This window comes from Micromonospora sp. NPDC049151 (genome assembly GCF_040648395.1).
Lineage (GTDB): Bacteria > Actinomycetota > Actinomycetes > Mycobacteriales > Micromonosporaceae > Micromonospora.
This window is the reverse complement of sequence record NZ_JBEZDP010000011.1, coordinates 148,660-167,230: the sequence shown is the minus strand read 5'-3', so window position 1 is coordinate 167,230 and position 18,571 is coordinate 148,660. Positions and strand designations below refer to the sequence as shown.

The 18,571-nt window shown below is 74.1% G+C and carries 18 protein-coding genes; 8 read left to right on the top strand and 10 right to left on the bottom strand.

Annotated elements, in window-relative coordinates:
- Positions 1–47 precede the first annotated feature (47 nt).
- From AB0B20_RS15690 to AB0B20_RS15680, 3 genes are read right to left on the bottom strand one after another with little or no spacing between them, the layout of a single operon-like run.
- Positions 48–995: an acyltransferase domain-containing protein gene (locus AB0B20_RS15690; RefSeq protein WP_357384869.1), complete on the bottom strand. Its 948-nt coding sequence runs from the start codon at positions 993–995 to the stop codon at positions 48–50.
- Between the two features lie 49 nt (positions 996–1,044).
- Positions 1,045–1,356: a TraR/DksA C4-type zinc finger protein gene (locus AB0B20_RS15685; protein ID WP_357384871.1), complete on the bottom strand. Its 312-nt coding sequence runs from the start codon at positions 1,354–1,356 to the stop codon at positions 1,045–1,047.
- Positions 1,353–2,198: a cell shape-determining protein MreB gene (locus AB0B20_RS15680; protein WP_357471196.1), complete on the bottom strand. Its 846-nt coding sequence runs from the start codon at positions 2,196–2,198 to the stop codon at positions 1,353–1,355. The genes AB0B20_RS15685 and AB0B20_RS15680 overlap by 4 nt, the downstream gene beginning before the upstream one ends.
- Before the next feature lie 450 nt (positions 2,199–2,648).
- Between AB0B20_RS15680 and AB0B20_RS15675 the strand changes: the two genes are divergently transcribed.
- Positions 2,649–2,879, top strand: coding sequence for a potassium transporter TrkA (locus AB0B20_RS15675; protein ID WP_357471194.1), 231 nt, complete (start codon positions 2,649–2,651; stop codon positions 2,877–2,879).
- Positions 2,880–2,886: 7 nt separating this feature from the next.
- Here AB0B20_RS15675 and AB0B20_RS15670 read toward each other — a convergent pair whose 3' ends face one another.
- Positions 2,887–4,113: a helix-turn-helix domain-containing protein gene (locus AB0B20_RS15670; RefSeq protein WP_357384877.1), complete on the bottom strand. Its 1,227-nt coding sequence runs from the start codon at positions 4,111–4,113 to the stop codon at positions 2,887–2,889.
- Positions 4,114–4,228: 115 nt separating this feature from the next.
- On the bottom strand, positions 4,229–5,179 hold the full coding sequence (locus tag AB0B20_RS15665; protein WP_357384973.1) for a hypothetical protein: 951 nt from the start codon (positions 5,177–5,179) through the stop codon (positions 4,229–4,231).
- 191 nt (positions 5,180–5,370) lie between these two features.
- On the opposite strand from AB0B20_RS15665, the gene AB0B20_RS15660 reads away from it, so the two are divergent.
- From AB0B20_RS15660 to AB0B20_RS15630, 7 genes are read left to right on the top strand one after another with little or no spacing between them, the layout of a single operon-like run.
- A complete protein-coding gene (locus tag AB0B20_RS15660) occupies positions 5,371–8,205 on the top strand; it encodes a Na+/H+ antiporter subunit A (protein WP_357384879.1) in 2,835 nt (944 codons plus the stop codon).
- Positions 8,202–8,666, top strand: coding sequence for a Na(+)/H(+) antiporter subunit C (locus AB0B20_RS15655; protein ID WP_357471191.1), 465 nt, complete (start codon positions 8,202–8,204; stop codon positions 8,664–8,666). Before AB0B20_RS15660 ends, AB0B20_RS15655 begins: the two co-directional genes overlap by 4 nt.
- A complete protein-coding gene (locus tag AB0B20_RS15650; protein ID WP_357384883.1) occupies positions 8,663–10,234 on the top strand; it encodes a Na+/H+ antiporter subunit D in 1,572 nt (523 codons plus the stop codon). The genes AB0B20_RS15655 and AB0B20_RS15650 overlap by 4 nt, the downstream gene beginning before the upstream one ends.
- Positions 10,231–10,833: a Na+/H+ antiporter subunit E gene (locus tag AB0B20_RS15645; protein WP_357384886.1), complete on the top strand. Its 603-nt coding sequence runs from the start codon at positions 10,231–10,233 to the stop codon at positions 10,831–10,833. The genes AB0B20_RS15650 and AB0B20_RS15645 overlap by 4 nt, the downstream gene beginning before the upstream one ends.
- Positions 10,830–11,093, top strand: coding sequence for a monovalent cation/H+ antiporter complex subunit F (locus AB0B20_RS15640; protein WP_354873039.1), 264 nt, complete (start codon positions 10,830–10,832; stop codon positions 11,091–11,093). Before AB0B20_RS15645 ends, AB0B20_RS15640 begins: the two co-directional genes overlap by 4 nt.
- Complete coding sequence (mnhG, locus tag AB0B20_RS15635) at positions 11,090–11,488, top strand: monovalent cation/H(+) antiporter subunit G (RefSeq protein WP_357384888.1); 399 nt, start codon at positions 11,090–11,092, stop codon at positions 11,486–11,488. Before AB0B20_RS15640 ends, mnhG begins: the two co-directional genes overlap by 4 nt.
- A gap of 29 nt (positions 11,489–11,517) precedes the next feature.
- A complete protein-coding gene (locus AB0B20_RS15630; protein ID WP_357384890.1) occupies positions 11,518–13,110 on the top strand; it encodes an amidohydrolase in 1,593 nt (530 codons plus the stop codon).
- Between the two features lie 42 nt (positions 13,111–13,152).
- Here AB0B20_RS15630 and AB0B20_RS15625 read toward each other — a convergent pair whose 3' ends face one another.
- The 5 genes from AB0B20_RS15625 to AB0B20_RS15605 form a co-directional block, all read right to left on the bottom strand.
- The gene (locus AB0B20_RS15625; protein WP_357384892.1) at positions 13,153–14,862 is read right to left on the bottom strand and encodes an exo-alpha-sialidase; all 1,710 of its coding nucleotides are present in this window, start codon (positions 14,860–14,862) and stop codon (positions 13,153–13,155) included.
- Between the two features lie 183 nt (positions 14,863–15,045).
- Positions 15,046–16,044: a helix-turn-helix domain-containing protein gene (locus AB0B20_RS15620; protein WP_357384894.1), complete on the bottom strand. Its 999-nt coding sequence runs from the start codon at positions 16,042–16,044 to the stop codon at positions 15,046–15,048.
- 114 nt (positions 16,045–16,158) lie between these two features.
- On the bottom strand, positions 16,159–16,653 hold the full coding sequence (locus AB0B20_RS15615; RefSeq protein WP_357384896.1) for a hypothetical protein: 495 nt from the start codon (positions 16,651–16,653) through the stop codon (positions 16,159–16,161).
- Positions 16,654–16,711: 58 nt separating this feature from the next.
- The gene (locus AB0B20_RS15610; RefSeq protein WP_357471188.1) at positions 16,712–17,680 is read right to left on the bottom strand and encodes a hypothetical protein; all 969 of its coding nucleotides are present in this window, start codon (positions 17,678–17,680) and stop codon (positions 16,712–16,714) included.
- 122 nt (positions 17,681–17,802) lie between these two features.
- Positions 17,803–18,534 (bottom strand): FCD domain-containing protein, encoded by a 732-nt coding sequence (locus tag AB0B20_RS15605; protein ID WP_357471185.1) that lies wholly within the window; start codon positions 18,532–18,534, stop codon positions 17,803–17,805.
- Positions 18,535–18,571: the final 37 nt, after the last annotated feature.

The window sequence follows — 18,571 nt, the reverse complement described above, 5'->3', positions numbered from 1 at the left end:
ACGACCTGCCCGCTCGCGGGGCCGCTCACCCGAAGCCCTCGGTCCACTTACATCGGGAAGCGGCCCCGGCGCCACTGCCAGTGGCGTCCCGCCCGGATGTGGTCGACGACCGCGCGCTGGAGCACGGTGCGGCGCGGCAGCCGGTCCAGCGGCGTGTCCAGGGTGCGGAACACGAACCGCAGCATCTCGGTGTCGCCGTCGAGACCGGGCAGTTCCTGGTAGGGCTCCACTGTGAACCGCCGCTGGAACCGGACGATGTTGGAGTCCTCCGGCAGGTATTCGCGCAACTGCGGGTCGAGCAGCCAGGAGCCGCAGGAGAACGCGGTGTAGCGCTCGTCGGGGAAGTGGCGCGGGAAGAACGCGCGGGCCCGCTCCAGCGACGCGTCGACCGCCTCCGGGGTCAGCGGTCCCGAGTCCGGGACGTGCAGCTCGATCGCCTCGGCGTCGCCGCGCTGGTGCTGGAGCCGGCCCAGTTCGTAGATGCCGCCGCGCGCGTGCAGCGTCAGCCAGCACTGGATGACCGGCCAGCCCTCACCGCTCATCCGCCGGTCGACGGCGAGGTTGCTGCCCAGGTCGGCGAGCGTCGTCCAGGACACCTCGTCGGGCACGCCGTGGTCGGTGTGGTAGGCCCGGGCCACGTCGACCAGTGCCAGGTACGCGTAGGCGTACAGGTGCCGCCAGGCCGGACCCCGCTCGCGGGGCAGCGCCGGGCCCGGTGGCAGCCAGGCGAAACCACCGAGGTCGGCGCGGACCAGGGCGATCGAGCGGTCGAGCAGCCAGCGCAGCTCCGGCGTCCACAGTGGCGACCCGGGCTCCGGCCAGCCCGCCAGGATCTCGGCGGCGTCGTCGGGACGGACCGCGAGCCGGTCCAGCAGCGCGGGCGCGTCCGCCCGGGCGGGCAGCGGCGCGGAGGGCAGGTCACCGGCGAGCCGGCGCACCCGGTCGACCTCCTCGGCGGGCACGCCGAGCCGGCCGGCGACGTCGTCGACATCCATGGCGACGACGCTACCGGCCGGCGCCCGCTCTAACAGCCCCGTGCGGTGCTCAGCGCCGTTGCTGGCACGGCACGCAGAAGCGGGCCGAGGGCAGGATCTCCAGGCGGGCGGTCGGGATGTCCTGCCCGCAGCGTTCGCAGACGCCGTACGTGCCCTCGGACATCCGCTTGAGCGCCTGTGCGGTGTCCGCGACGCCCTGGCGGGCGACCTCGATCAGCCGGCGCAGCGTGTCCGGGTCGTGGCCGCCGTGGCCGGGCTGCCGCGTGTGCAGCGTCAGCTCGGTGAGCTGGTCGGTGTACTCGCCGAACTGCCGGTCGAGCAGTTCGCGCAGGGTGTCGGTGCGGTTGAGGGCGTGCGTCATGATGTGGCGCTCCTTTCCGGGCGGCGCTGGGTGTCGTGCGGGTGGCGCAGGGCCGAGATGGCGGCCATGCCGGCGCCGGTCAGCGCCGCGGTACGGGGTGACGCGGCCCGGTGGACCGTCGCGCCGAGCGTGGCCACCAGGCGGGCGGTCACGTCGGGCCGGGTGGCGCCGTCGCCGATGACGACCGGGCCACGGGCCAGCGCGGCGCGGACCAGGGGCCGCAGCGCCGCGTCCTGCCGCAGCTCGCGTACCAGCCGGGCGGTGGTGTCGGCGAGCATGACGGCGGTCGTCGTGTGGTTCAGGTCCCGGGTGCCGACGTCGGCCCGCCGGGCGGCGACCACCCGGCCGTCCTCCAGCAGCGCCACCTCGCTGAGCTGGGCGCCGATGTCGGCGACCAGCAGCGTGCCGGCGGCGGCGCCGGCGCCGATGGCGCCCGCCCGGACGCTGTCGAGGAACAGCAGCCGGGACGGCGCGAGGACGGCGGTCAGCACCCGGCGCGCCGCCTCCTGCTCGGCCGGCGCGGCGAGCACCGGACGGCAGGCCACCACCAGCGCGCCGACCGGGACCGGGGTGCGGTGGTCGCGCAGGATCCGGCGCAGCTCGGTGACGCAGGCCGGACCGTCGACGATCCGCCCGCGCCGGACGACCGGGCTGCGCAGGCCGTGCCCGACCGGGACGCTCAGCGTCCGGCCCGGTCCCAGCCAGATCCGCAGCAGGCTGCTGCCGAGGTCCACGGCGATCGGCGCCGCGTCGACGGTCACCGACGGGCGGCTGCCGTGGGAACGGCCGATCAGCATGCCGGTACGGGCCGGCGGGCGAATGGCGGTGACAGGGTGCGGCATACCGACCTCTTTCGGATCAGGGTGCCCAACCGGGCGGTGGACGGTGCGGGGAAGGGGCGTGGCCGGGGCCGCGGGCGTCGGATTCACTCGACGACGCCGGTGGCCGGGGGCTTCAGACGCGCTTCTGGTCGCCGCTCGCAGGTCGGGACGCGACGAGAACGGCGAACGCCGGTGGTGGAGCCATCGACGTGCGGGTCATGCTCACCACCTCCTCGCTGCTCGGTACCGCCTCGGACCTCCAGCGTCGCCGGGAACAGCACGCGCGGCACTGCACGCCACCGGCCAACAACGGGCGCGATGATTGCCGGTCGCCGGAACCCGGATCTCCCCATCCCCCCTGGCTATGGTTGACACATGGAGAACGCGAGCGCAGCTCGAACGTCTTCCGCGTCGCCCTGACGCCGGCCGGTTCCGGCGGGTCCGCGGCGACCGCGTCCGAAGGAGGTCCCCGTGATCATCGAACGTACAACCCTCCCCGGCATCGGGGTCCGGCACACGCTGGTCACCGAGGAGGGCCGTCGCATCGGGGTGATCGACTACCAGGTGGGCGGCCGGCGCGACGTCGTCCACGACGACCCGGACGACCCGGACCGCATGGTCACGCTGACCCTCACCCGCGACGAGGCGGCGGCCCTGGCCAACCTGCTCGGTTTCCCGGAGCTGGTCGCCGTACCGGCCTGAGCCGGCCCTACGCCGGCAGCGGCCGGCGCGGCCAGTCCAGCGCCCGCGCCCCGAGCACGGCGGCGTGCAGCGTGAACCGGTCCCGCGCGTCGGCGGGGTCGTAGCCGCTCAACGCCCGGATCCGGGCCAGCCGGTAGGTGACGGTGCGCACCGACACGTGCAGCCGCCGGGCGGCCTCGGTGGCGACCTCGCCGCAGGCGAAGTACTCGTTGAGCGTGTCCAGCAGCGGCTCGGCGCCGCCACGTGCCTGGGCCAGCGGCGTCAGCACCGCCCGGACCAGGTCGACCATGGCGGGCTGGTCACGCAGCAGCACCCGGTAGATCAGCAGGTCGTGCGCGTCGATCACGGATGCCTCACTGTGCAGGCGGCGTGCTGTGGTCAGCGCCTCCCGGGCCTCCTCGTACGAGCGGGCGATGCCGTAGACGCCGGGATGCGGGCGGCCCACCGCCACCTGCCACGGCCGGCCCCGCACCAGGCGGTCCAGCTCGCCGTGCATCAGCGTGCCGAGGTTCGCGGACGGGCCGGCGTCACGGCCCCGGTCGGCGGTCACCGGGTCCGCCGGGGCGATCACCACGAGCAGGCCCTCCTTGGTCGCCACCAGCACGTCCCGGTCACCGAGCCGGTCGAAGATGACCCGCTCCAGCGCGCTGATCGCCGCCTCCGTGTCCGGCAGCCGGCGGCCGGGCGCGGCGAGCGCGACCTGGTGCACCCGGGCCAGGTCCAGGCCGAACGGCTCGGCCCGCTCCACCAGGCCGCCCAGGTCGGAGTCGCCGCGCAGCAGGTCGTCGACGAGTTCCCGGCGCAGTGACTCCTCGCGCCGGACGAGTTCCCGGCGGGCCACCGCGTACCCCTCGGCGAGCGTGGCCACCGCGGTGTCGACCACGTGCAGGACGGCGTCGGCGGCGGCGCGGACCGCCTCGCTGTCGTCGGACCGGTCCAGGTGCGGCAGTTGCCGCCAGACGCGCCGCGCCGCGGACAGGTAGAGGCGTACCGCGCGGCCGGCGGAGATCCCCTGCTCGGCCGCGCGCCGGCCCAGCGCGCCGACCGCGTCGAGTTCGGCGCGGCGCGGCCGGCGGCCGGTCACCGCCGCGTCGGTGAGCAGCCGCAGGTAGTCGCCGAGCAGCTCCACCGGCACGCCACCGGCGTCGGCGCCCGCCTCGCGGGCCACCTCGGCCAGCCACTGCTCGTCCTCGCCGCCCGCGACCGGACCTGGCCGGCGGACGCTGTCGGTCATCGCGATCCCCCCGTGCGGGGCCCGCGCCGGAGGCCGGCCCACCGCGCCCAGCGTAGGCCGCGGGGCCGGCGTCGGCGGGCGTGACCGGCCCGTCCGGGGGCGGGCGCGCCCGGCGTCATGCCCGCGACTGCGGGCCGGGGTCGATCACCAGCGCCGGGCCGATTCGCCGCTCACCCCGGGGACCCCGGGTCAGCCGCCGCGCCGCGACCGCCGGGTCGTCGTCGGCGGCGGTCACCTGATCGGGTACGCGCACCCAGTGCCGGCGGTGCGCGTCGGCGTACGCGGCGCCGAGGACGGCGATCCGGCGGCCCTCGACCGGTGCCGGCCGCAGGTCCCCGCCGGGGGCGGTGGCGCCGAGCGCCGGACCGGCCGGCACCGCCGCGAGTTCGCCCCGGTCACCGGCGACGGTGATCAGGTCGGGGGAGCCGCAGCGCACCGCCGCCACGGCGCCGGCCCGGTCCACCCGCACGATCGTGGCGCGCAGGTGACCCGCCGGGGCGAGATCGCGTACCGCCCGGTCGAGCACGCCGGCGAGGTCCGGCAGCGTGCGTCCCGGCCGGGCGTGGCGGCGGAAGGTCTGCTCGACGGCCCGGCGCCCGGCGGGGGTGTCCAGTGCCGCGCCGGTGACCGTGCCGATCAGGGCGAGCAGGCCGCCGCCGCGCAGCGGAACGGCGGCACCGATCTCCCCGGGTGTGCCGCAGATCGCCAGCGCGGCGCGTCCGGGGCCGGCCGGCACGGTGAACACCGCGACGTCCGGCGGGCCGGCGGCGCGCGCCACGGTCGCGGTCCGTGTCCGGCGGCGGGCCCAGGCCAGGGCCGGCACCGCGGCCAGGCTGACCGCCGAGGCGAGCAGCGCCTGCGGATCGCTGCGGTGGCCGGGGATGACCGGTACGACGACCGACAGCACTACCAGCGCGCCCGCCCAGGCCGACACCAGCACCGCCACCCGGGGCCGGGCCGAGACGCCGAGCAGGCCCGGTAGGAGCACCCAACCCAGCGGCGTGCTGACCTCGGCGAGGCCCATCAGCATCGCGTTCCCGGTGGTGCCCGCCAGGGCGGCTCGCATCGGCAGCACGCCGACCACCCTATCGGGGCGCCCGCCGGACGCCGACCGGTGTACCGGGCAGACCAAACCTCACTCCTTACCCGAAACAGAGCGGAGCTGACACGACACGTTCGCGTGATTCTCTCGACATACCGTCTCGCGGCCTGGCCGGTTAGGGTTGACGTACCGCAGGTCGATCTTGAGGAGTGTGTGTGCTGGTTCTGGTGGCGGTCCATGCGTTCGCAGCCGTGACCGCCCCCGTGCTGGTACGCCTCCTCGGTAGACGTGCGCTCTACCTGCTGGCCGCCGTCCCGGCCGCGGCGCTGGTCTGGGCGCTGACCCGGACCGAGGCGGTCCGCTCTGGCCGGCCCGTCGTCGAGACGGTCACCTGGGTGCCGCAGCTCGGGCTGGACCTCGCGTTGCGGATGGGCACGCTGTCCTGGCTGCTGGTGCTGCTCGTCGGCGGTGTCGGCGCGCTCGTGCTGGTCTACAGCGCGCGCTACTTCGACTCCGACGATCCCAGCCTCGGCCGGTTCGCCGCGGTGTTCGTCGCGTTCGCCGGCGCGATGCTCGGCCTGGTGGTCTCCGACGACCTGCTGCTGCTCTACGTGTTCTGGGAACTGACCACCGTCTTCTCGTACCTGCTGATCGGCAGCGATCCCACCAAGCGGGAGAGCCGGCGGGCCGCGATGCAGGCGCTGCTGGTGACCACGCTCGGCGGCCTGGCGATGCTCGCCGGGTTCGTGATGCTGGGCCAGCACGCCGGCTCGTACCGGTGGTCCGAGATCTCCGGGAACCTGCCCGAGGGCGGCTACCTCACCGTCGCGCTGGTGCTCGTCCTGCTCGGCGTGACCAGCAAGTCGGCGATCTTCCCGTTCAGCTTCTGGCTGCCGCGCGCGATGGCCGCGCCCACGCCGGTCAGCGCCTACCTGCATGCCGCCGCCATGGTCAAAGCGGGTGTGTTCCTGGCCGCGCTGATGGGCCCGGCGGTCGGCCAGGCCACCGTGTGGCGGGCGGTCCTGCTCGCCGGCGGCCTGATCACACTGTTCCTCGGCGGGTGGACGGCGCTGCGGCAGGTCGACCTCAAGCTGCTGCTGGCGTACGGCACCGTGAGCCAGCTCGGCCTGCTCATGGTGATCCTCGGCGCGGGCACCCGGGACACCGCGCTGGCCGGCGCCGCGATGCTGCTGGCACACGCCCTGTTCAAAGCCACCCTCTTCCTCGTCGTCGGCGTCGTCGACCACGTCACCGGCACCCGTGACCTGCGCGAACTGAGCGGTCTGGGTCGCCGGGCGCCGGTGCTGGCGGCCGTCGCCGGCCTCGCCGCCGCCTCCATGGCCGGCCTGCCGCCGCTGTTCGGCTTCGTGGCCAAGGAGGCCGCGCTGGAGGCGTTTCTGCACGGCGGGACCGTCGAGCTGCTGGTGCTCGCCGGGGTGGTCGTCGGCTCGGCGCTGACGGTGGCGTACACGCTGCGCTTCCTCTGGGGCGCGTTCGCCGCCAAGCCCGGCGTCGCGGAGACCCGGCCGCACCGGATCGAGCCGGCGTTCATCGGCCCGGCGGCGGTGCTCGCCCTGGCCGGCCTCGCGGTCGGCATCGGCGCCCCGGCGGTGGACCGGGTGCTCGCCCCGTACGCCGACCAGTTCCCGACCGCCGACCCCGGCTACCACCTGGCGCTCTGGCACGGGCTGACGCCCGCCCTCGGCCTGTCCGCGCTGGCCGTCACCGGCGGCGTCGCGCTGTTCCTCCTGCTGCACCGCCGCCGTCCGTACCTGGCCCGGCTGCCCTTCGACGGCGCCACCGGCTACGACCGGCTGGCGAGCGCCGTCGACCGCGCGGCGGTGGAGCTCACCGGCGCCACCCAGCGCGGATCCCTGCCGTTCTACCTCGGCGTCATCCTGCTGGTGCTGGTGATCATGCCGGGCGGCGCGCTGCTGGCCGGCGTGCCCTGGGCGCAGCGGTTCCAGCTGTGGGACACGCCGTTGCAGGCCGTCGCGGGCGCGGTGGTCGTCGTCGCCGCGCTGGTGGCCGCCCGCGCCCGCCGCCGGCTCACCGCGATGATCCTGGTCGGGGTGACCGGCTACGGCACGGCGCTGCTGTTCATCCTGCACGGCGCGCCGGACCTGGCGCTCACCCAGTTCCTGGTGGAGACCGTCACGATCGTGATGTTCGTGCTGGTGCTTCGCCGCCTGCCGCGCCGGTTCTCGGCCCGCCCGATCCGCGCCACCCGGCGGTTCCGCGTCGCGCTCGGCGTGGCCGTCGGCCTGGTCACCGCCGGCATGGCGTACGTCGCGGCGGGCAGCCGGACGGCCACGCCGATCTCGGCCGGCTTCCCGGACGAGGCGGTGTCCTACGGCGGCGGCAAGAACGTGGTGAACGTGACGCTCGTCGACATCCGCGCCTGGGACACGATGGGCGAGATCGCGGTGCTGGTGGTGGCCGCCACCGGCGTGGCCAGCCTGATCTTCCGCGGCACCCGCGCGCTGGACCTGCGCAGCGGCATCCCCGGCGCCGGCCGGCAGCAGTCGTCGCGTCCGCGCTGGCTCACCACCGGCGCGACCTCCCGGCAGCAGTCGGTGATCCTCCAGGTCGTCACCCGGCTGCTCTTCCACGCCATCCTGCTGTTCGCCATCTACCTGCTCTTCTCCGGCCACAACGCGCCGGGTGGCGGGTTCGCCGCCGGGCTGGTCGCCGGCCTCGGCCTCGCGGTGCGATACCTGGCGGGCGGGCGTACCGAACTCAACGGCGCCGCGCCGGTGGACGCCGGGTTCGTGCTCGGCGCGGGACTGTTCGTCGCGGTCGGCACCGGCGTCGTCGCGATGCTGCTGGGCGGCGAGTTCCTGCAGAGCGCGACGCTCGACTTCCACCTGCCGCTGCTGGGCCACGTCCACTTCGTCACGTCCGTGTTCTTCGACGTCGGCGTCTTCCTCATCGTGGTCGGCCTGGTGCTGGACATCCTGCGCAGCCTGGGCGCCGAGATGGACCGCCAGGAGGAGGACGACGAGCAGGAGAACGAACCGGCCGGCGTACGGGAAGAGGAGCTGGTGTGAGCCCGAACATCCCCAACCTGGTCTACATCCTGGTGATCGGCGTCCTGTTCGCCACCGGGGTCACGCTGCTGCTGGAACGCAGCCTCACCCGCGTCCTCATGGGGGTCATCCTGCTCGGCAACGGCGCGAACCTGCTGCTGCTCACCGGCGGCCGGGCGGGCGGCCCGCCGATCGTCGGCACCTCCGCCGAGGAGGACATGTCCGACCCGCTGCCCCAGGCGATGGTGCTGACCGCGATCGTCATCACGCTCGGCATGACCGCCTTCCTGCTCGCCCTCGCCTACCGCAGCTGGCACCTCAACGGCCACGACGAGGTGCAGGACGACGTCGAGGACCGCCGCATCATGGAGCTGGCCGACCGGGACGAGGGCCCCGGCACCGCCGACGCCGACGCCGACGTGGCCGACGGCAGTCCCGAGGCGCGGGTCCTGGCCGCCGCCGAGGCGGAGGGGGGCCGATGACCTGGCTCGTTCCGCTGCCGGTGGTGATGCCGCTGCTCGGCGCGGCCCTCACCCTGCTGCTCGCCCGGCGGGCCCGCATCCAGCGGTGGGTAAGCATCGTGGTGCTCGCGGCCACCGTCGCGGTCGCGGCTCTGCTGCTGGTCCGCTCGTCGCTGGACGGCCCGCTGGTGGTGGAGGTGGGCGGCTGGGCCGCGCCGATGGGCATCGTGCTCGTCGCCGACCAACTCGCCGCGCTGATGCTCGTGGTCTCCGCCTCGGTGACGCTGTGCGTGCTCGTCTACTCCATCGGGCAGGGCATGGCCGACGGCAACGAGGAGACGCCGCTGTCGGTCTACCACCCGACCTACCTCGTGCTGACCGCCGGCGTGTGCAACGCGTTCCTCTCCGGCGACCTGTTCAACCTCTACGTCGGCTTCGAGATCCTGCTGGTGGCCAGCTACGTGCTGCTGACGCTGGGCAGCACGGAGACGCGGATCCGGGCCGGTACCACGTACGTCGTGGTCAGCCTGCTGTCGTCGCTGATCTTCCTGGTGGCGATCGGCCTGGTCTACTCCGCCACCGGCACGCTGAACCTGGCCCAGCTCGCCGACCGCCTGGACGCGCTCCCCGACGACCTGCGCCTGGTCCTGCAGGGCATGCTGCTGCTCGCGTTCGGGATCAAGGCGGCGGTGTTCCCGCTGTCGGCGTGGCTGCCGGACAGCTACCCGACCGCGCCCGCGCCGGTCACAGCGGTCTTCGCCGGCCTGCTCACCAAGGTCGGCGTGTACGCGATCATCCGCACCGAGACGCTGCTGTTCCCCGGCGGCCGCACCGCCGACCTGCTCATGGTGATAGCGGCATTGACCATGGTGGTCGGCATCCTGGGCGCGGTGGCCCAGTCCGACATCAAACGGCTGCTGTCGTTCACGCTGGTCAGCCACATCGGCTACATGCTGTTCGGGGTCGGCCTGACCACCCCGCTCGGCCTGTCCGCGGCGATCTTCTACGTGGTGCACCACATCACCATCCAGACCACGCTGTTCCTCGCCGCCGGCCTGGTCGAACGGCGCGGGGGCAGCACCGCGCTGGACCGCCTCGGCGGGCTGGCCCGGCTGTCGCCGCTGCTGGCGCTGCTGTTCTTCGTGCCCGCCCTCAACCTGGCCGGCATACCACCGTTCTCCGGGTTCCTCGGCAAGCTCGGTCTCGTGCAGGCCGGCGTGGACGACGGCGGGTTCCTGGCCTGGGCGCTCGTCGCCGGTGGGCTGCTGACCAGCCTGCTCACGCTCTACGCCATCGCCCGGGTGTGGAACCTGGCGTTCTGGCGGGCCCCGCACCCGGACATGCCGGGGCCCGGCGACGCCGACCGGGCGGCCCGGACCGAGGGCGCCGAGCAGCCGCACGAGGGCGCCTCGCCGGCCGGTGCCGTGCTGCCCCGGCTGATGACCGTGCCGACCGCCGCCCTGGTGGTGCTCGGTCTGGCGCTGACAGTGGTGGCCGGGCCACTGTTCGAGATCAGCACCGACGCCGCCGACGACCTGTTGCGCCGTGCCCCGTACGTGGAGGCCGTGTTCCCGGAGGGACCGCCGTGACCAGTCAGCCGAAAGCGCCGCTGACCGCCCGTGACCGCTGGCGCAACCGAGCGATCGCCGTGACCGGCCTGGTCACCGTCTGGGTGCTGCTGTGGGGCACCTTCAGCTGGGCGAACGTGATAAGCGGCCTGGTCGTCGCCGCGGTGCTGCTCGTGGTCTTCCCGCTGCCACCGGTGACGTTCGCCGGCCGGATCCGGCCGGTGCCGCTGCTGAGGTTCCTGGCGCGCTTCCTGCGCGACCTGGTCGTGGCGTCCGCGCAGATCGCCTGGCTGGCTGTCCGGTCCAACCACCCCCAGTCGGCGATCATCGGGGTGCCGCTGCGGGTGAACACCGACCTCAACCTGACCCTCAACGCCGAAGCCCTGTCGCTGGTGCCGGGCAGCCTGATCGTGGAGGCCGACCGGAGCACGGGCACGCTCTACGTGCACGTCATCGGCATCCGCAGCCGCGACGAGGTGGAGCGCTTCCGCCAGAGCGTGCTGGAACTGGAGCAGCGCATCGTGGCGGCCGTCGGCTCGCCCGAGGAACTGGAGCTGGTCCGCCGATCCGCACCCGCCGGGCCGTCCCGGTCGGTCGACCTGGAAGGGGCACCGACGTGACAGTCGTCGCCGTGATCGTCACCCTGTTGCTCGTCGCTGCCGGTGGGCTCACCCTGGTCCGCATCATCCGCGGCCCGTCGATCCTCGACCGGGCGGTCGCCACCGACGTGCTGCTCGCCGTCGCTGTCGCGGCGATCGCGACCGAGGCGGCCTACAGCCGGGACGCCACCGCGCTGCCGGTGCTCGTGGTCCTGGCCCTGGTCGGTTTCGTCGGCTCGGTGAGCGTCGCCCGCTTCGCCGCGCGGAGGAACCCGAAATGAGCCTCGACACGGTCCTGGACACCGTCGCCGGTGCCTGCCTGATCGCGGGCGCGCTGCTCTGCCTCGCCGCCGGCATCGCGCTGGTCCGGTTCCCGGACGTGCTGTCGCGCATGCACGCCGCGGCCAAGCCGCAGGTGCTCGGACTGCTGCTGGTGCTGCTCGGTTGCGCGCTGCGGCTGCGTACCGGGGTGGACATCACCACGCTGGTGCTGGTCGGCCTGTTCCAGCTCGCCACCGCCCCGGTGGCCGCGCACATGGTCGGGCGGACCGCCTACCCGCACGACGACATCCGTCGGGACCTGCTGATCACCGACGAGCTGGCCGGTCACATCGACCGCATCCGCGCCGACCGGGCCGGTGAGCCGTGGGAGACGTCGCCGGTCCACACGCCCTGACGATCGCGAGCGCCGGAACAGGGGAGCCCATGAGCGGCACTGTCTACGAGAACGCCCGCATCCACACCCTCGACCCGGCCCGCCCGTACGCCGAGGCGATGCTGGTCCGCGGCGAGCGGATCGTCGCCGTCGGTGATCTCGCGGAGTGCCGGGACCGGGCCGGCGGCGGCGCACGCCGGGTCGACCTCGACGGGATGGCCGTGCTGCCCGGCCTGATCGACAGCCACATCCACGCGGCGTCCTACGTGCGCGGGCTGGACCAGGCGGACCTGCGCGGCACGGCGAGCCTCGACGAGGCGCTGACCCGGATCGCGGGACACGCCGCCACGCTGCCACCGGACGCCTGGCTGCTCGGCGGCGGGTGGGACAGCAACAGATGGACCCGGCCGGTGCAGCCGGACCGCATCGACCTGGACCGGGCCTGCCCGGACCGGCCGGCGGCGCTGCCGAGCATCGACGGCCACACCATCTGGGTGAACAGCGCGGCCCTGGCCCGGCTCGGCATCGACGCGGCCACCCCCGACCCGCCCGGCGGGCAGATCGCCCGGGACGAGCACGGCGAGCCGACCGGGATCCTGCGCGAGGCGGCGGCGGACGCGGCGTACGCGGTGGTGCGCTCCCCGCACGCCGGTGACCTGGTCGCACAGTTGCGTACCCACCTGCCCCGGCTGCTCGCCGCCGGGCTGACCAGCATCCACGACCTGGACGGGCAGGATGCCCGCGCCGCCTACGAGACGCTGTACGCGCGGGGTGAGCTGCCGCTGCGGGTGCACAAGACGATTCCGGCCACGGCGTTGGACGAGGCGATCGACAGCGGCTGGGCCACCGGGGACGGGGACCGCTGGCTGAGCACCGGCCCGGTGAAGATCTTCACCGACGGCGCGCTCGGCTCGCACACCTGCCTGATGACCGAGCCGTACGACGGTGAACCCGGCAACCACGGCATCGCTGTCACCCCGGCCGAGGAGTTCGAGCGGCTGGTGGCGCGCGCGGCCGGGGCCGGGATCGCGGTGGCGGCGCACGCCATCGGCGACGCGGCGAACCGGATGGTGCTGCGGGCGTACGCGCGCTGGCGCGAGTCGGCGCAACCCGGTCCGGCGGCCCGGCTGCGGCACCGGATCGAGCACACCCAGCACCTGCTGCCGGCCGACGTGCCGCTGCTCGCCCACCACGGGGTGATCGCCTCGATGCAGCCCACGCACTGCACCAGCGACATCCCGCTCACCACCCGGATGCTCGCCGGCCGGGGCCTGGCCTCGTACGCCTGGCGCAGCCTGCTGGACGCCGGCGCCACAGTGGCGTTCGGCTCGGACGCCCCGGTGGAGGATCCCGATCCGTTCTTCGGCATCCACGCCGCGGTGACCCGGCAGCAGCCCGACGGCACCCCGCCGGGCGGCGTCGACCCACACGAGCGGCTCGACCTGGACTCGGCGCTGCGCTGCTTCACCGAGGCCGGGGCGTACGCCTCCTACGAGGAGCACCTGAAGGGCCGGCTGCGCCAGGGCATGCTCGCCGACTTCATCGTGCTGCCCACCGACCCGTACCGGGTGGAGGCGCAGCGGCTGCGCGACCTGACAGTGGCGCTCACGGTGGTCGGCGGCGTGGTCCGCTGGCAGCGCTGACCGGTCCCGCCCGGACGCTGTTGTCCGGGCGGGACCCGGCGGTCAGGCGCCCTTCACCCAGTCGAGGCTGAACCGGGCGAAGTAGATGCCGCCGGTGTTGCCCACCTCGTACAGGTTGCCGACAGTGCCGTCGGCCAGCACCGCCATCGTCGAGTAGCCGGCGCCGCCGGGCTTGACCAGCGCCCGCGCCGGCCAGCTCGCGCCGTCGTCGGTCGACAGCCGTACGGTGAGGTCGTTGCGCGCGGTCGGGTGCGCGTTGTTGCTGAACAGCGCCGTGCGGGTGCGCACCGGCGCCCGGTTCGCGCCGACCTCGGACGGGCGCAGGTAGGACATCTCGTCGGCGTTGCAGAGCGGGTCGGGCAGCAGGGCGCTCGCCGTCGCCGCACCGAACGTCGCGGCCCCGTCGGGGGACGTGGCGTAGAACCGGCTGCGGGTCGAGTTGTGCCGCATGTTCTGCACCACCGCGCCCGTGCCGCGTTCGATCGCCTTGCTCTCGTTGATGTTCCCGCCGGCGGATCCGCCGCGCCGCCAGGTCACGCCGTGGTCGTCGCTGTAGATGTTCGCGGCGTGGCTGGTGCCGGCCGAGTCCCGGTAGGCGATCGGCTGGATGAGGCGGCCGGTGCTGGTCTGGATGCCGTGGCCGGAGGAGAAGAACACCTGCCGCCAGGTGGGGTCCTTGACGGCCGGGTTCAGCTCGACCGGGGCGCTCCAGGTGGCGCCGTTGTCCCGGCTGGTGATGTAGCGCAGGTGCATGCTGTTCGGGTCGTCGGCGGTGTTCAGGCCGGAGCCGCCGGACCAGAAGCTGATGCCGGGCCGGGGGGAGTAGGTGAAGAAGCAGTAGACGACGCCGGTGGCGCGGTCCACGAGCAGGCTGGGGTCGCCGACGCCCTCGCTGGTGGTGGGCGGGGCGTGGATGACGCGGGGCTGCTCGAAGGTCCGGCCGCCGTCGGTGCTGCGGATCATCACGATCTGGATGTTGTTGGTGCCGCCGCCGAGGTCGTACGAGCCGTTGACCCGGGCGTCGGCCACGGCGATCACGGTGCCGTTGTTGGTGACCGCCAGGCCGGGGATGCGGACCGAGGCGACGGTGCCGTCGTACCGGCCGCCCGCGCCGTTGAGGTCGCGGATCACGGTCTGCGTGGTGAGCAGCGTGGTGCTTGTCATCTGCGGGTTGCCGGTGGCCAGGTCGCAGGAGGTGGTGCCGCGCAGCGTGGTGTCGAAGCCGGGCGCGGTGACGCGCAGCGTGTACGGGGTGCCGGCGCCGACGGTCCAGTAGTGCGGGTAGTTGCCCCCGGCGGCGATCGTCCGGGTCCACGGTGAGCCGGTGCGCCCGGCCCATGTGACGGTGAAGTCCCGGGCGGTCGTGGTGCGGTTCTCCAGCGCGAGCTGGAGGCGGCCGTTGGTGCAGTCGAAGCTGGTGAGCGCGGACATGCCGGTGCCGCAGTGGAAGATGCCGCTGGTGGTGTCGTCCAGGCCGGTCGGGGTCGTGGTGCGCAGCGTGTACGGCGTGCCGGGGGACAGCGTCCAGTACAGCTCGGCGCTGCTGCCGGCGGCGACCGTGCGGGTCCACGGCGAGCCGGTGCGACCGGGCCAGGTGACGGTGTAGGTCTGCGCGGTGGTGCTGCGGTTGTCGAGGTCGAGCAGCAGCCGGCCGGTGGTGCAGTCGGTGCCGGCGGTGGCCGTCACTCCGGCCGGGGCGGCGGCCTGGGCCGCCGTGGTGGGCAGTACGGAGAGCAGGGTCAGGGCGGCCACCGCGAGGACGGTTGCCCGGCGCGGCATGGCGCGGCGAGGGGACACGTGGTTCCTTCCGGGACGGGGGAGGGGGATCGGATCGACTATCTGACGTCAGATGTCCGATGTCTGCACGCTAGGCGGATCCGCCCCGGCCCGTCAAGGATCGGTTCCGGTCGACGTCCGATACGGCGCCGAGAGCCCTCAGCGATCGCGCCCGGGCGCCTCGCCGAGCAGCGCCTCGCCCAACGCGGTGAGCCGGTGCAGCATCAGGTTGCCGTGCCGCTGGCTGACGATCAGGCCGGCCTCGCGCAGGATGGTGGTGTGATGGCTGGTGGTGGCCGGCGAGATGCGAGCGCGCCGGGCCAGCTCGCCGGTGGTGGCGCCGCCGGCGGCGGCGCGCAGCACCGCCACCCGGGTGTGGCCGAGCAGTGGGCCGAGCCGGCGTTGCGGGCCGGTCGGCGGCGTCGGTTCCGATCGTTGCCGGCACGCCGGGTAGACAAGCGTGGGCGGCAACTCCGGGTCGGCCAGCGTGATCGGCGCATGCCAGCAGAAGTACGACGGGACAAGCGTGATCCCCCGGCCGTCGAGACGCATCTCCCGGTCCTCCGGGTAGCCGTGCACGGACAGCACCGGGGGATCCCAGGAGGTCTCCGGGCTCAGGTCGTCGAGGATGCGCCCGGCGCCGTCGTCGAGGACCCATGCCCCGCGCAGGGCCCGGTCACCGGAGACGGCGGAGGTGACCTGCGTCCAGTGCGGAGCGAGTGCGACCCGGAAGTAGGCACGCAGCGCGTCGCCGAGGCAGTGCCGGGCGGCGGGTCGGCCGGCGGCCAGATCGACCAGCCAGGGGCTGTCGACGGGAGTCACCATCCGCCCCAGTTCGGTGCGGATCCGCCGGGCCGGGGTGTCGAGAACCAGGTCGATGCCCTCGTCGGGGTCGGTGACCGGGCCGGGGGTGAGGAAGTCCGGGAAGTACCGCCTGAGCGGCGCGATCGGCAGCAGCCGCTCGCGGAGGACCGGGACGAGGCCGGCTCGTTGCAGGTCGGGGCGCACCTGCCGGTGCCAGCGGGCGTAAGCCGCGTGGCCGGCCCGGGTCTGGAGGCGGTGCAGGCTACAGATGATCTCCCACAGTGGATCCGGCCGGGCCGCCAGCCGGGTGCGGCTGAGGTCCCCGGCCGTGAAGTGGATGCGTAGCGTCCCCATGACGCACAGTGTTCCCGCATGCGCCACCGCGCTCAGTCTCGTCCCTGACATTGATGTCCATCACCGAATGACGGCGATGGGGCGGCAGCCGTACGGCTGCCGCCCCGAGGTGTCTCAGCCGGCGCCGCAGCTGGACCGCCAGCGGTGGGAGGCGATGTTGTCGTTGGCGTTGGCCATGTAACCGTCGCGGTTGGAGCCCCAGGTGAACCAGACGCCGGTGAGGTTGTCCCACGCGTCGCCGGCGCCGAGACAGGCGTACGCGCCGGTGTAGTCGGGGTGGATGTAGAGGGCGACCGGCCGGCCGCTGTTGGAGTCGTTCCACGCCGACGACGCCAGGTTGCGCATGCTGGCCCGGTTGTTGTTGTCGCAGTTGGCGTTCTCCGCCGTGTTGATCGTGTCCCAGTTGTTGTCGGCGTTGTACCACCAGCACCACCGGCCCGCCCAGCCGGCGTCCTGGCTGACGTAGAGGTACCCGCTGCCCGCGGCGGCGCGCTGCGCGGTGTCCGCGTGTGGGGTCGGCCGGGGCGCGGCCTGGGCGGCGGTGGCGGTGAAGGCCAGCGCGGCTGCCGCCGCGACCACTGTGGCCAGCACGGCGCGTACTGCTCTCATGGTGTTTCCCTCCGGTCGGTTCCTTCCGTGGCGGGCTGCCACGGACGTCGTGGGTGGGTCAGCCGGCGGCCAGCGCGGCACGGGCCCGTGGCAGCGCGTCGGCCTCCAGGCGGAGCCGGTCCGCGATCTCGGTGCGGAACCGGGAGTCGACGGCCCGACGGTGCTCGGCGTCGAGCCGCCGGGCGAGCCGGCCGAGCCCGGTCCGCGTGGCGCAGGTCGCCTCCTCCACCGCCAGCCTGATCTCGCCGGGCGTGACGGAGCCGGGCGTGACGGACGTCGGCTCCGGCGCCGACGCGCGGGCCGACGCCGGGTCCGCGACGTCGTGTCCGGCGGCCCGCATGCACCGCCGCCACGCCCGCACGCCGTCGGCGTAGCGGGGGTCGGCGAGCACCCGCCCGACGCGCGGGCCGGCGAGGTTGTCGGTGATCCGGGTGACGCGGTACCAGCCGGGCAGGTCGCGATAGAGCTGTCGCTCCGCCTCGGAGGTACAGCTGTGACTGCTGCGGCGCAGCACCCCGCCCGCCGGCAGCGTCACGCGCAGCGCATCCGGCTCGCCCGGGTCGCCGTTGCGCGCGCGTACGGCGGCGGCGCCGCGCTCCGGTGGCAGCTCCCGGGCGTACCGCACGTTCGGGTCGGCCGCGATCGTCTCCTGGAGCCGGCGTTCCAGGGCGCCGCCGTATCCGTACCGGCGGGCGTAGGACACGTCGTCCAGGACGTACGGGAACTCGCGCAGTTCCGGCACCGGCTGCCGGGGGACCGGCCAGTAGCGGAACCCGCGCCGTTGCATGCAGTCGCGGATCAGCACCTGCTCGGCGGCGTACAGCACCTCAGCGGGCGGGGCGGACGCGGCCGGAGCGGACACGGCCGGCGCGCTCGGGTCCGGTGGCAGTGCGGCCGCGCCGTGGTCAGCGGGCGGCGGCACGGCGTCCCGGCTCGCGCCCAGCGCCCCGGCCACCGCCGCCGCGAGCACGGCCGGCACCGCTACCGCGTACCACCAGGACCGCGACCGGCGCGACACCACCGCCATGACACCCACCTCGGCCGTCCGGGGCGCCCGACGCGCCCGTCACAGACAGCTTCGGCACCGGGGGTGCCCCGGGACAGGGGGCTTCGATCAGGCTCGAACGACAGGTCCCGGCGTACGGCGGATCAGGGCTGCGCGGCGCGGGCGATGCTCGCCCGGATGGGCGCGTAGTGCTCGGCGATGGCCGAGCGCAGCGCCGCCGCGTCGGCGGCGGTGAGGGCGGCGACGATCGCCTGGTGCCGCTGGGCGGTGATGACCCGGTCCTCCGGCTCGGTGCGCAGGGTGGGCGCGACGATGGCCTGCACCTGCCAGAACGCCTCTGTCAACTGGACCAGCAGGTCGTTGCCGAGGGGTTCCATCAGCTTCAGGTGGAAGGCGCGGTCGACGTCGAGGAAGTCCTCGCCCTGGGCGGCCCGGCTGTGCATCTCGTCGGCGAGCGCGGACAGCTCCGACCGGTGTTGCTCGTCCAGCGCGTCGATGACGGTGGCGGCCAGGCCCTGCTCCAGCGTCTGGCGGACGTCGACGACCTGGGCCAGGACGTGATGGTCGTCCTCGCCGCTGAGCAGGCCCCGGAACGTCAGGCTCTCCACCAGGGCGTTGAGGGACATGCGGCCGACGAACGTGCCGTGGCCGTGGCGTACCTCCACGATGTCGAGCGCGGAGAGGATCTTGACCGCCTCGCGGACGCTGGACCGGCTGGCGCCGACCGCCTCGCACAGTTCCGTCTCGGTGGGCAGGAGGTTTCCCGGCTTCAGGCGGTTGCGCAGGATGTACTCCTTGATCCTGGTCGCCACCTCCTGTCGGCGAGGGCTGGGCCGCTCGGTGCCGCGTAGCGGACTGGCGTCAATGGTCGTCATCTGCCCCTTGCCCTTCGTTCCCGAATCTGTCACTCTC